The organism is Qipengyuania triglochinis (assembly GCF_054655615.1).
In genome coordinates this window covers 247603-261316 of sequence record NZ_BAAHND010000001.1, presented here as the reverse complement: position 1 = coordinate 261316, position 13714 = coordinate 247603, and the positions used below count along the sequence as shown (strand labels likewise).

Genomic DNA, 13714 nt, shown 5'->3' with positions numbered 1-13714 from the left:
AAACCGTCGGGAACAGCCAGCATGAAGGTTAGCGAAGCCGCCCTCGACGATCCCCAAGTCCGTGACCTGATCGCGTTTCATCAACAGGACATGGAGGCAATTTCTCCGCCGGGTACCAGCTTCGCCCTGGATTTGTCGGGCCTATCCGGCCCGGAGATTACGCTTGTGGGCGCATGGTACAGCGAAGTTCTGGTGGGCATCGGTGCACTCAAACGATTGGGCACCACACAGGCAGAGCTCAAATCCATGCGGACCCTCCCGGCATACTTGGGAACAGGTGTTGCCGGAGCGATACTGGCCGAGCTTGTCAGGATCGCACGCGAGGAAGGTATTGCCCGGCTAAGCCTGGAAACCGGCACGAGCGAGGCTTTCGCACCAGCCATCGCTTTCTACACGAGGCGCGGCTTCGAAGCCGGGGAGGCCTTCGCGGATTATGCGAACGGCCCCCACAACCAATGCTATCATCTCGACCTCTAACATACTCGCAGGCGTATCCACGCTTCAGTCGAGTTCGAGGATAACCTCGTCGACGGCGAGCGAGTCGCCTTCCTCGGCGTTGATCTTGCCAACTGTGGCTTCCTTCTCGGCGCGGAGGATGTTTTCCATCTTCATAGCCTCGACTGTGGCGAGCGGCTGACCGGGCTGCACTTCGTCGCCTTCCGCGACATGCAGTTTCACCAGCAGACCCGGCATGGGGCAAATCAGCATTTTGGAAAGATCGGGCGGCTGCTTTTCGATCATATGCGAGGCCAGATCCGCAATGCGGGTCTGCAGGATGCGCAGTGTATGCGTGGCGCCGCGCGTGGTCATGCGATACCCAGTTCGCGTCGCTTTAAGCTGGATCGTATAGGTGGCCAGCGGATCCGCATCTTCGTCGCCAGTATTGTCGTATAATGCGACGTCGACCATGCTTTCGCCGGGCGTGTACTGCATCTCGATCGTGACCTGTTCGCCATCGACCGTAAGCGCATTCTCTTCCAGCCGCACGTCATGGCTCGTCGAACCTTCCTCACGCTCGCCTATGCGAATGGTCCAGTCCCCCGGAGCATAGAGATCGTCGGACAGCTGGCCTGCAATGCGGCGCGCGCGATCGGCATTGGCCGTCGCAACCACGCCGCCGACGGCAGCGAGGACATTGCGCAAGCGATCGTCTGCCGGGGCACCCTGGAAACCTTCGGGATATTCTTCGGCGATGAAGCCGGTCGTCAGCTCGCCCGCACGGAAGCGTGGATGCTGCATGATCGCGCTCAGGAAATCGACATTGTGACCAAGGCCATCGATACGGAAAGCGTCGAGCGCGGCGACCTGCAGATCGGCAGCTTCATCGCGCGTCTCGCCCCATGTCACCAGCTTGGCGATCATAGGGTCGTAGAACATCGACACTTCGCCGCCTTCGAAAACACCGTCATCCACGCGTACGCCATCGACACCGCGACGGCCGTTTTCCTCGCCATCGTCAGCCCATGGCTCGACCGGGGGTTGATAGCGCACCAACCTGCCCGTTGACGGCAAAAACCCGCGATAGGGGTCTTCGGCATAGACGCGGTTCTCGATCGCCCAGCCGTCGATCTTCACATCGTCCTGCGTCATGGCCAGCTTCTCGCCCGCCGCGACCCGGATCATCTGTTCGACCAGATCGACCCCGGTAATGGCCTCGGTCACCGGATGCTCGACCTGCAAGCGCGTGTTCATTTCGAGGAAGTAGAAACTCTCGCCGGTGGTGTCCGCGCCGCTTACGATCAGTTCGACCGTTCCCGCGCTGTAGTAACCGACTGCTTTAGATAGCGACACGCATTGATCGCCCATGGCCTTGCGCATTTTCGGCGTGACGAAGGGCGAAGGCGCTTCTTCGACCACTTTCTGGTGGCGGCGCTGGATCGAGCATTCGCGCTCGTTCAGATAGATTACATTGCCATGCTTGTCGCCGAGGATCTGGATCTCGATGTGACGCGGATCCTCGATGAATTTCTCGATGAAAACGCGATCGTCACCAAACGAATTGAGGCCTTCGCGCTTGGTCGCCTCGAAACCTTCGCGCACGTCCGTCTCGCTATAGGCGAGGCGCATACCCTTGCCGCCGCCTCCGGCGCTGGCCTTCATCATTACCGGATAACCGATGTCGTTCGAAATCTCGACCGCATGATCGGTATCGCGAATCTCGCCGACGAAGCCGGGCACGACATTGACGCCTGCTTCGCGCGCGATCTTCTTGGATTCGATCTTGTCGCCCATCGCCGCGATGGCATCCGCCGGCGGGCCGATGAAGGCGATGTTTTCCTTCGACAGCGCTTCGACGAAGCTCGCGCGTTCGGAAAGGAACCCGTAGCCGGGATGGACTGCCTCGGCCCCTGTCTGTTTGCAGGCTTCGATGATCTTTTCGGCGATCAGGTAACTTTCCGAAGCCTGCGCCGGCCCGATGTGGACCGCCTCGTCAGCCATTTTTACGAAAGGTGCGCGGGCATCGGCATCGGAATAGACGGCGACCGTCTGGATACCCATGCGGCGGGCGGTCTTAATGACGCGGCAAGCAATTTCGCCGCGGTTGGCGATAAGGATTTTTTTGAACATATCAGCCTTCGGTAATCTCTCTCTGCCGGTCCGCATAGCCGATTAACGCGGGCGCGTAAGCCCCTGCGCCGCGCCGGTCCCCCTCGCCATCGATCAGGGCGGTCATGGTGGTGGCCAGGCGCTGCTGGTTTTCCCAAGACAATTCGCCCAGCGGAGCGATCTAAATGCCGATGGTGAAGACGATGGCGCCGGTGTGCGGAAGGCGGCGCAAGGTCTGGCGCTCTGACCGGACGAACAGGGCATTACCCGCATTGTCGGCAGTTACCTGGGCGAAGGCCTCGTCAGGCGGATCGGCGACCCAGTGCTTCGCATCGGTTGGTGCGATGAACCAGTTTGCGCGTCCGAATATCAGGCCGGGTTTGAGGCTGGCCATGAAATGATCCACCCCGCTCGCCAGCTGGTCTTCATATCCGTCGATGGATTCATGCACGGCGCGCAGCGGAAGGCCCACCTTATCGGCAGGCATCCAGTCGGAGGGCCACGCGACCGCTGCGCCGATGAGGCGATACTGCTCTTCGTCCGGAAAGCGGATCAGCAGGCACATGTCTTCATGATGAGACGCAGCTGCTTCGGGCAAGCCGCCGGTTACGCCAAGGATCGCAGCCAATTCCGCGCCGGGTGCCTCGCTCGCGGGAGTTAACTGGATGCCGTCCGGGAACACCGAGAAGCCTTGCGCGCGGGCGGCAAGATCGGGATTCGGCTGCAGCCACTCGCTCTCTGTCAGCCTGGCGAGCCCCATCTTCAGCACGCCCCCACCGCGGGCGCGGGGCAGCAATTCGTCGACCGAAAAGCCGAGGGTCACTGCGCAGGAGGCTGCGGACCGCCTCTCTCGCAGCGGAGGGCCAGCCCGTATTCTTCCAGCCAGTCCGCATCCGTGGGCAGTAGATACTGCAGCGCTTCCGGCATCAGGCCGTGCAGGCTGGTGGCATGATGAAGGTCCGCGCGCCGGTCCGAGAAGCAGTAAGGCTGCGCCTCTCCGACCTTTCCGAGCAACGCGAACATCCCCTGCTCGGTCTCACCGCCCTCGTCGGCCAGCGAGAGATATAATGGTGGGCGATCTGACACAGGGCCGCTCGCCGTCAGGGCAAGCGACTGGCCGTCCCACTGGAGGCTAGGCGAAATCGCAGCATAGCCCTGGAACATCTCTGGGGCCTCCAGCCAGGTTTCGATCACGAAATGCCCCGCCGCGCTTTCACCGACGAGGATGACGCTATCATTATTACGATAGCGCTCCCGCACGAGCGGCAGCACCGTGTCGACGAGCCATGTGCGAAACGCTTCGCTCTCACCGGCACTCGGGTACTCGGCGCGCTCGCCCTCGATGGACGTCGGCGGCAACAGCTCGCGCTGGCGATCAACTGTCTGGATGCCGACCAGAATGGCTGGCTGGCTGCGGCCCCACAGGCGGTTCCACTTTTCCAGCCCATTGCCGAGGAAAAGGTCCTGATCCGTGCCACCATCGAGCTGGACGATAATGGGCCAGCTCTTGTCCGGATCTTCATCATAGTCCGGCGGCAGGATCACATTGACCGCGCGCTCCTGCCCCAGCACGACGTAAGTATAGCTTTCGCCCACCACGATCGGCACGGGCTCCGGCACAGGCTGTCCAGACGCGAGCAGAAGCGCGGCGAGCGCGCCTATCACTCGGCAGGCTCCATGCTCTGTTCCACGCGACATGCGCGCATCGGTTCTTCGCCCTGCATCGCTGTCAGGCCGAGCTTGGCGAACAGCGCGCCGTCGCTGTCATCGCCCGCGTTCGGCGCCGTCAGCAATTTGTCGCCGGTGAAGATCGAGTTCGCGCCTGCGAGGAAACACAGTGCCTGTGTCGCCTCGGACATGCTTTCGCGCCCGGCGGACAGACGAACCATGCTCATCGGCATGCAGATACGCGCCACGGCAACGGTGCGGACGAATTCGATGTCGTCGATCTTGGCCAGCGGGGTATCCGCCAGCATGTCGCCCAGCACCGTGCCCTTGACCGGGACCAGCGCGTTGACGGGAACGCTTTCGGGATGACGCTCCAGCGTGGCGAGCGTGTGGACGAAGCCGACGCGGTCTTCACGGGTTTCACCCATGCCGACGATCCCGCCGCTGCACACATTGATACCGGCATCACGCACGTTCTTCAGCGTGTCGAGCCGGTCGTCATATTTGCGGCTGGAGATCACGCGCTCGTAATATTCCGGCCCGGTGTCGACATTGTGATTGTAATAATCGAGGCCTGCTTCCTTGAGCATGTCCGCCTGCTTCGGCGTCAGCATGCCTAGGGTCATGCAGGTTTCGAGGCCCATGGCGCGCACGCCCTTCACGATTTCGACGATCGCGGGCATGTCACGGTCTTTCGGGTTACGCCACGCCGCGCCCATGCAGAAGCGCTGGCTACCTTGATCCTTGGCGTGCGCCGCACGCTGGAGGACGGATTGCACCTCCATCAGCTTGGTCGCCTCGACGCCGCTGTCGGCCTTCACCGACTGCGAGCAATAGCCGCAATCCTCCGGACAGCCGCCGGTTTTGATTGAAAGCAGAGTGCAGAGCTGTATCTGCTCGGGGGGATGGTTCTCGCGATGGACGGTGGCGGCGCGGAACAGCAACTCGGTGAAGGGAAGGTCGAAAAGGCCTGCGATTTCGTCGCGGGTCCAGTCGGTACGGATGTCAGTCATGTTTTTCCGATTTGTTTTTGAGAGCAAGCAGGCTGAGCAAAATCAGCGAAGCTCCGGTTATCAAGAATGCGTAACCCCATGGCCAATGGAGATCCTGGAACTGCTGACAATGTGTTTCTAGCCAGCCAGCAGGATTCGACCAGCATCGCAACGCGAACGTCTTGGCCGGGGACGTAAGAAGCCCAATGAGCAACAATACCCCGCCAATAGTTTGAAAGTTTCTCCGCCTCACTCCGCCGCCTTGTCCAAATCCTCACCCGCGGGCGGCATGTTGTGACCCAGCAGGCGCAGCACGTCCGCCGCGCATTCGATCACGTTGCTGCCCGGGCCGTAGATGCCCTGCACCCCGGCATCGCGCAGGAAATCGTAATCCTTTTGCGGGATCACGCCGCCGGCGATGACCTTGATATCGCTGCGGCCCGCATCCTTCAGCAAGCCGATCAGCTCAGGAATCAGCGTCTTGTGGCCGGCCGCGAGACTGCTCGCACCGATGGCATCGACATCGTTTTCGAGCGCCATATCGCGCGCTTCGGCAGGGGTCTGGAACAGCGGACCGGACACCACTTCGAAACCCATGTCCGAAAAAGCGCTGGCAATGACGTTGGCTCCGCGGTCGTGGCCGTCCTGGCCCATCTTGGCGACCATCAACTTGGGTGCACGACCAAGGCGCCGTTCGACCGCTTTCACGCCCTCGACAACCTGTGCGTAGCGGTCGTCATCCGCATAGGCTGCGGAGTAAACCCCGCGAACCGGCGACGGCACGGTGTCATACCGGCCGTAGGCATCTTCCATCGCCTGGCTGATTTCACCCAAAGTCGCGTCGTGACGAGCGGCTTCGACAGCGAGCGCCAGCAAATTGCCTTCGCGCTGCGCGGCGCCGCGTGCGAGCGTATCGAGCGCGGCGCGGCAAGCGAATTCGTCACGCTTCGCGCGCACTTCTTCGAGCCGCGCGATCTGGCTCTGCCGCACCTGGTGGTTGTCGATATCGAGCGTGTCGATTTCGTCTTCCTTGTCGCGGCGATATTTGTTCACGCCCACAATCACGGTTTCGCCCCGGTCGACACTGGCTTGCTTCACCGCCGCCGCGCGCTCGATCTGCGCCTTGGGTTCACCACTGGCGACATATTCGGTCATGCCGCCCGCCGCCTCGACCTCATCGAGCATGGCCTTGGCCTTCTCGACCAGCGCGGCGGTGAGGCTTTCGATGTAATAGCTGCCGCCCAGCGGATCGGCGACATTGGTAATGCCCGTTTCTTCCTGGATCACCAGCTGCGTATTGCGCGCGATACGGGCGCTGAAATCGGTCGGCAGAGCGATCGCTTCGTCCAGCGCATTGGTGTGAAGCGACTGCGTTCCGCCCAGGACCGCTGCCATCGCCTCGATCGTGGTGCGGATGACGTTGTTATAGGGATCCTGCTCCTGCAAACTGACACCGCTGGTCTGGCAATGCGTGCGCAGCATCTTCGACTTGGGGTTCTGCGCGCCGAGATCGGTCATCACATCGTGCCACAAGGCCCGCGCGGCACGCATCTTGGCGATCTCCATAAAGAAGTTCATGCCGATGCCCCAGAAGAAGGACAGGCGCGGCGCGAAGGCGTCGATATCGAGGCCTGCATCCATCGCGCGCTTGGCGTATTCCTTACCGTCGGCAATGGTGAAGGCCAGTTCCTGCACCGCCGTCGCCCCGGCCTCGTGCATGTGATAGCCGGAAATTGAAATGCTGTTGAATTTCGGCATGTTGGCCGAAGTATATGCGATGATGTCCGAGATGATCCGCATGCTCGGCTCGGGCGGATAGATGTACGTATTGCGGACCATGAACTCCTTCAGGATGTCGTTCTGGATGGTCCCGGCGAGCTTGTCCTGGCTGACCCCCTGCCGCTCGGCCGCGACGATGTAGAAGGCCAGCACGGGGATCACCGCGCCGTTCATCGTCATCGAAACGCTCATGGTATCGAGCGGAATCTGGTCGAACAGGATTTCCATATCGCGCACGGTGTCGATCGCGACGCCAGCCTTGCCGACATCGCCAACGACGCGCGGATGGTCGCTGTCATAGCCGCGGTGGGTGGCGAGGTCGAAAGCGACCGACAGCCCCTTCTGGCCTGCTGCGAGGTTGCGACGATAGAACGCGTTCGATTCCTCGGCGGTCGAGAAACCGGCATACTGGCGGATGGTCCACGGACGGCCGGTGTACATCGAAGCGTAAGGCCCGCGCGTGAAGGGCGCGATGCCGGGAACGCCGGGGGCGAGGTCGGCGGCATCCTCGCTGGTGTAGAGCGGCTTGACGGCAATGCCTTCTGGCGTGTGCCACGTCAGGTCACGGCCCTTCACCTCCTTGTCGGCGCGGGCTTTCCAGTCTTCATAGGTGGGCTTGTCAGTCATATCGTCACAATTCTCGTCAGGTCAGTTCGACCAGGTGCGTCTTACCCTTCGGCGTTTCCATAATCTCGGTCAGCTGGCCCATCATGTCTTTGGGGTGAAGGAAGAAAATGGGCGTACCATGCGCGCCGATGCGCGTGGGGCCGAGGATGCGCTTGCCCTTCCCTTCGAACCAAAGGCGCGCTTCCGCGATATCCTCAACCTCGTAGCAAACGTGATGCTGACCGCCAGCGGGGTTCTTGGCGATGAAACCGTTTATCGGCGAGTTTTCATCGAAAGGTTCGATAAGTTCGATCTGGGTACCTTTGCCCATCTCACCCTGCGCGTCAGGTGTGTCGACAAAGCAGACCTTCACCCCTTGCTCGGGCAGATCGAACGGCTCGGTAATGTGCACGGCCCCCATCGTTTCGCGGTAATAGGCGATACTGTCTTCAATCGATGGCGTGGCTACACCGATATGATTGAGGCGGCCGAGTTTCATGTCGCAGCTCCGAAAAAGCAAGTGGCGCGATCCCGCTAAAGGAACCGCGCCATGTAATGCAATCGCAAAGCTTGAAAATCAGCCGTCTGTCGACACCTCTTCGAGGCCGTCTACATATTCAGCACCGGCGAGAATTTCACCCGAGCTACCTTCAAAGCTGTCTCCGATTGGCTGCACGCGTCCGCCGAGACAGGTACCCAGGAAACCTTCCATCGCGGCAAAAAAGCTCATGCGGTTTTCCGGTTTCTGAAAACCGTGCCCTTCATCAGGATAATTGATGTAGGTCACAGGCAGACCCTTTGCCTGCATCGCCTCGACTAGGTTATCGGCTTCCTGCTTGGTAACGCGCGGGTCGTTACCTCCTTGTCCGACAAGCAATGGCACCTTGATGTCATCGATCCGGCTGATGGCGGACCGTGCCAGCAGATCCTTGCGCTGTTCGGGATCGGCAGGATCGCCGACATATCGGAACCAAGTCCCCGCGAGGAACGGTTTCCAGTATTCCGGGAAGCTTTCGATCAGGGTAACGAGGCTCGACGGGCCGACGATATCCACGCCGCAAGCGAAACGGTCGGGCGTGAATGCGACCCCGGTGAGAGTAGCATAGCCGCCGTAACTTCCGCCCCCGATCGCAACCTTGTCTTCCTGCGCGATACCTTCGGCCACAGCCCAGTCTACCGCGTCGACAAGATCACTGTGCATCTTGCCGGCGAATTCACCGACTGCAGCATTGGTGAAGTCCTTCCCGAAACCGGTCGATCCGCGATAATTCACGCTAAGTACGGCATAGCCCCGATTGGCCATCCATTGGTGCACGGTGTTGTAACCATAGCTGTCACGCGCCCACGGGCCACCGTGGACCCATAGCAGCATGGGCACTGCCTTATCGGGACGCCCGTCGCCATCGGGATCGCTCCCCGGCGGCAGGGTAAGGTAGGAAACCATCGTAAGCCCGTCTTCCGACTTAAGCTCCAAGGGATGCATCGGCTGGAGCGGCGCATCAGCAAGCGCCGGGCGGGTCTCGAACCAAGGCGTCAGCGTATCGGCGTCGCGGTCATAAACATAATACTGACCGGGAGCCTCGGCGCTGCCGCCATAAACGATCCATTTCGTATCGTCCGTCGTGCGCGAGGAAATCTGATATTCGCCATCGATCTTGCTCGACAGGAATTCAAACTCGGAAGCGACATCTTCATTCAGCGGAGTCCACTCTTCCTGCAAATAGTTCGTCGCATAGGCGATGGGCTCATAGGTCTCATTGTCGACGATGATGTTGCTGAGATCGGCCTTTTCAGGCTCGACAAGCACTCGTCGTTCACCAGTGCTGAGGTCAACCGCAACACCCGCCGCAAGATTCCTGTCGCGGCTATCGATCATGTATACCGTGTCATTGTCGCGAGAGAATTGAACGATATTGGTATTCAGCATGTCTTCGCTCGGTATGTCAGCAAAGACGTCGCCGGGCGTAAGGTCGTCATTGAGATAGACGGCCTTCATACCGCCATCGGGTTGCGGCACCATCGCCATGCGCGGCTTGTAGGTGTTATCGGTAATGAAGGACGCATATCCCGGATTTTCGGCGATTAGCGTACGTTCGCCGGTTGTCAGGCTGTATTCGTAAAGGTCAGTAAGCTGCGGATTGCGCTCGTTCGTTCCTACCAGAATAACGCCGGGTCGATCACGGCTAACGCCCATCAACTGCGCACGGATGCCGTCAGGCAGCGGCGTAAGATCACGGGTCTCTCCCGTTCGCGGATCAGTAGCGTAGACGTGAAAGTTCTCATCCCCGTCATTGTCTTTGACGAACAGGACGTACTTGCTGTCGACCGACCACAAGTGGTTTGAAATCCCGCGGTGACGGTCATCGGTAACCACAGTTCCGCTCGAGGGATTGGACGCCGGTGCTACCCAGACGTTCATTACGCCTTCGTCGGGTGCGATCCAACTGACCCACTCGCCATCGGGACTGATGCGTCCTTGAGAGGCAACCGGATTGCCGAAGAGGTCGGACCGGTCGATCAAATCATATTCTGACAAAGCATGGTGTTCGGCGTGTCCGACACCAGTCATCATCGTCGAAGCGGCTAGCGCAGATGCCGCCATCAAGCTCTTCTTCATAGAATTACCTCCTCCTCTACGTGAATAGGAGGCTATCCAGAAACAGGTGTGTTGTCCAGATGATACAGGAAAGGCTTGATGAGGTCGATAAGCGTATCCGATCAGCGCCATTCCTGCTCTGGTCATAGACCGAACACAGAGGCGTCTGACTCACAGTGGTATATTGTCGTGCTTCTTCCATGGGTTCTCGAGCTGCTTTGTCCGCAGCTTGCGTAGCCCCAACGCGATCCGCCGCCGTGTAGAGTGCGGGTAGATCACCTCGTCGATATAGCCACGGCTCGCCGCCACAAAGGGGTTGGCGAAGCGATCTTCGTATTCCTTAGTCTTCTCGGCAATCTTATCCGGGTCATCGCGATCCTGACGGAAGATGATCTCTACCGCACCCTTCGCGCCCATCACTGCAATTTCGGCGGTGGGCCAAGCGTAGTTGAGATCGCCGCGGAGGTGCTTGGAGGCCATCACATCATAAGCGCCGCCGTAGGCCTTGCGGGTTATCACGGTGATCTTGGGCACGGTCGCCTCGGCATAGGCGAACAGCAGCTTTGCGCCGTGCTTGATGATGCCGTTATGCTCCTGGCTGGTACCGGGTAGGAAGCCGGGCACGTCGACGAAAGTCAGGATCGGGATTTCGAAGGCGTCGCAGAAGCGCACGAAGCGCGCGGCCTTTTTGGAACTGTTGATATCGAGCACGCCGGCGAGCACCATCGGCTGGTTCGCCACCACGCCAACCGTGCGCCCTTCGACCCGGCCGAAGCCGCACAGGATGTTGCCCGCATGGTTCGGCTGGATTTCGAAGAACTCGCCCTCGTCCAAGGTCTTCCGAATGACCTCATGCATGTCATAGGGCTGGTTGGCATTGTCGGGGATCAGCGTGTCGAGGCTGTCTTCCTGCCGGTCCCACGGGTCGCTGGTCGGGCGCTCGGGCACATCCTCGCGGTTCGACAATGGCAGATAATCGAAGAAATTACGGGTCGCGAGCAGCGTCTCGATATCGTTTTCGAAGCTGTTGTCGGCGACAGACGTCTTCGTGGTGTGCGTCTTTGCCCCGCCTAGTTCCTCTTGCGTCACTACTTCGTTTGTCACCGTTTTCACCACGTCGGGGCCGGTGACGAACATATAGCTCGAATCTTCCACCATGAAGATGAAGTCGGTCATCGCAGGGCTGTAGACCGCGCCGCCCGCGCATGGGCCCATTATGAGGCTGATCTGCGGCACCACACCACTGGCCAGCACGTTGCGCTGGAACACTTCAGCATAGCCGCCGAGCGAAGCCACGCCCTCCTGAATGCGCGCGCCGCCGCTGTCGTTGAGGCCGATAACAGGCGCGCCAACCTTCATCGCAGTATCCATCACCTTGCAGATTTTTTCTGCATGCCGCTTGGAAAGAGAGCCGCCGAAGACAGTGAAATCTTGCGAGAAAACATAGACGAGTCGGCCATTGATTGTGCCGCTGCCGGTGACCACGCCGTCACCGGGAATCTTCTGGTCCTGCATGCCGAAATCGACGCAGTCATGCTCGACATAGGTGTCTAGTTCTTCGAAGCTGTCTTCATCCAGCAGTATGTCGAGACGCTCGCGCGCGGTCAGCTTGCCTTTGGCGTGCTGCGCTGCGATGCGTTTTTCGCCGCCACCAAGCTTGGCAGCATCACGGCGGCGTTCCATTTCGGCGATATTGGCGGACATGCTCTCTCCAGGGAATACGTTTGCGAAAGCGCCTAGAGCGCAGAAGGCTGCAAGGTCAATTGCGTGGCTAGGTTCTCTCGGCGGAAATCAGAAATTCCACATTGCCTTCAGGCCCGGTGATCGGGCTTTGGACGATACCTTGCACTGTGAACCCAAGCCCTTCGATCCATTCGCGGACCTCATTGCAGACACGCTGATGAAGTGCCGGATCGCTAACCACTCCCTTCTTACCCACTTCCTCGCGGCCCACTTCGAATTGTGGTTTGATGAGCGCGATAACCCGACACTGCCTTTCGGCCAGCTCAAGCGGACGTTCCAGCACCTTGGCCAACCCGATGAAGCTCGCGTCGCATACGACCCAGGTTACGGAACGGTCGATCATTTCCCGCGTCAGGATCCGGGCGCTCGTTTGTTCGAGAACCGTAACGCGATCGTCCTGCCGCAACTTCCAAGCGAGCTGGTTGGTCCCGCTATCGACAGCGAAGACGTGATCCGCCCCGCCCTGCAACAGAACGTCGGTGAAGCCACCAGTCGAACTGCCTACATCCATTGCAATGACGCCAGTGGGATCGAGTTGGAAATGTTCGATCGCATGGGCAAGCTTGATGCCGCCGCGGCTGACCCAGGGATGGTCCCGCCCGCGCACATCCAGCGGCGCATCATCGGCCAGCTGCTGACCCGGCTTTGCCAGTTTTTGCTCGCCAGAAAAGACCAGGCCAGCCATCACTAGCGCCTGCGCACGAGTCCGGCTTTCGACCAGTCCGCGGTCGACAAGCATCTGATCGAGACGACGTTTCTTTGCCATTCCTGCCCTATTGCCTGAAACCAGAGCGCCTAGCGGGCATTGGTCTGGCATGAAAGCCTCTGAAAATGCCATCGCCCGTGTCCTGGTCCTCTCGAGCGCCCTGCTTGCGGCAGCTTGCGTTCCGGCGCCTGACTCAACCCCCGCGCCCACACCGGCCCCGGTACAAACCGAACCTTCGCCTCCCACCGCTCCTCCCCCAGCTCCAACGCCGACCTATTCGAACTGGATGGACGCACCGCGAACTCCGGGCGATTGGAGCTATCGTTCCGAAGGAAGCAACACAGTCGCGCTTTACGGAGAGTCCCAATCCGGAGCCAAATTTTCGATGCAGTGCGATCCTTCAGGAAAGCAAATCACTCTTTCCCGCTCAGGAATTGCCAACGCGAATGCCTCCATGCGGATCATGACGGAAACCACCGAACGGTCACTGGTTGCGCAGGGGGGTAACGGACCAAGCCCACAGGTGAGTACAACGATAAGGGCAAGCGATCCCTTGCTCGACGCCATGGCATTGACCAAAGGACGATTCGCTGTGGAAACTTCAGGTTTGCCGACACTTTATGTTCCGGCATGGGGAGAAGTGACGCGGGTAATCGAGGATTGCCGCTAGCCGATTCCCGCGCTGCGGCAACCGCCTGTGAACGAGCGCCCACACCGTTACGAAAAAAGCCCGGCAATTCTTCCGAGCCACAAACGACAATTCTGACGTGGGAAAACTTTTTTGCAAGGCTTGTTTTGTGCCGCGGAAAGACTCAAATTGATCACAAGATCAGCGGCGCACGCGGTCTTCGTCCCCGGTGATACGAGGGATGCAGCTCACAAGCTTGAAAGGAGGTGATCCGATGTCTCATGGTTCAGTAGCGAGGTCGGTGAAGATCCCTACGGAGCATATTCGGTAATATTCCTGCCGAGTAAGGCGACGTGAGCGGCACTTCCGGCCGCTGACCATGCGAAGGCCAGTCTCTCCACGGGCGAGAGGCTGGCCTTCTCATTTGCGGGCGCCAAGTTCCGCCTTAC

11 protein-coding genes are annotated in these 13714 nt (G+C 59.9%); 2 read left to right on the top strand and 9 right to left on the bottom strand.

Translation table 11 applies throughout. The features are described 5' to 3' along the window. Positions 1-21: 21 nt before the first annotated feature. Positions 22-477: a GNAT family N-acetyltransferase gene (locus ACYQ0G_RS01345; protein WP_460098484.1), complete on the top strand. Its 456-nt coding sequence runs from the start codon at positions 22-24 to the stop codon at positions 475-477. A gap of 24 nt (positions 478-501) precedes the next feature. On the opposite strand, the gene ACYQ0G_RS01340 is transcribed toward ACYQ0G_RS01345, so the two are convergent. The 9 genes from ACYQ0G_RS01340 to ACYQ0G_RS01300 all read right to left on the bottom strand — a co-directional run bounded on the left by ACYQ0G_RS01340 (position 502) and on the right by ACYQ0G_RS01300 (position 12697). Next, a complete protein-coding gene (locus ACYQ0G_RS01340) occupies positions 502-2568 on the bottom strand; it encodes an ATP-binding protein (RefSeq protein ID WP_460098483.1) in 2067 nt (688 codons plus the stop codon). A gap of 160 nt (positions 2569-2728) precedes the next feature. Further along, the gene (locus ACYQ0G_RS01335; protein ID WP_460098481.1) at positions 2729-3370 is read right to left on the bottom strand and encodes a heme-dependent oxidative N-demethylase subunit alpha family protein; all 642 of its coding nucleotides are present in this window, start codon (positions 3368-3370) and stop codon (positions 2729-2731) included. Next, the gene (locus ACYQ0G_RS01330) at positions 3367-4212 is read right to left on the bottom strand and encodes an alpha/beta hydrolase (protein WP_460098480.1); all 846 of its coding nucleotides are present in this window, start codon (positions 4210-4212) and stop codon (positions 3367-3369) included. Before ACYQ0G_RS01330 ends, ACYQ0G_RS01335 begins: the two co-directional genes overlap by 4 nt. After that, on the bottom strand, positions 4209-5228 hold the full coding sequence (gene bioB, locus ACYQ0G_RS01325) for a biotin synthase BioB (protein WP_460098478.1): 1020 nt from the start codon (positions 5226-5228) through the stop codon (positions 4209-4211). Before bioB ends, ACYQ0G_RS01330 begins: the two co-directional genes overlap by 4 nt. A 228-nt stretch (positions 5229-5456) precedes the next feature. Further along, positions 5457-7613 (bottom strand): methylmalonyl-CoA mutase, encoded by a 2157-nt coding sequence (gene scpA, locus ACYQ0G_RS01320; RefSeq protein WP_460098477.1) that lies wholly within the window; start codon positions 7611-7613, stop codon positions 5457-5459. Between the two features lie 16 nt (positions 7614-7629). Further along, positions 7630-8091 (bottom strand): methylmalonyl-CoA epimerase, encoded by a 462-nt coding sequence (gene mce, locus ACYQ0G_RS01315; protein WP_460098475.1) that lies wholly within the window; start codon positions 8089-8091, stop codon positions 7630-7632. A gap of 78 nt (positions 8092-8169) precedes the next feature. Then, complete coding sequence (locus ACYQ0G_RS01310; RefSeq protein WP_460098474.1) at positions 8170-10209, bottom strand: S9 family peptidase; 2040 nt, start codon at positions 10207-10209, stop codon at positions 8170-8172. 150 nt (positions 10210-10359) lie between these two features. Beyond that, a complete protein-coding gene (locus tag ACYQ0G_RS01305; RefSeq protein ID WP_460098472.1) occupies positions 10360-11892 on the bottom strand; it encodes an acyl-CoA carboxylase subunit beta in 1533 nt (510 codons plus the stop codon). A gap of 67 nt (positions 11893-11959) precedes the next feature. Beyond that, complete coding sequence (locus ACYQ0G_RS01300; protein ID WP_460098470.1) at positions 11960-12697, bottom strand: TlyA family RNA methyltransferase; 738 nt, start codon at positions 12695-12697, stop codon at positions 11960-11962. Between the two features lie 49 nt (positions 12698-12746). On the opposite strand from ACYQ0G_RS01300, the gene ACYQ0G_RS01295 reads away from it, so the two are divergent. After that, entirely contained in the window at positions 12747-13307 is a 561-nt protein-coding gene (locus ACYQ0G_RS01295; RefSeq protein WP_460098468.1) for a hypothetical protein, read from the top strand. The last annotated feature ends 407 nt before the right edge of the window (positions 13308-13714 follow it).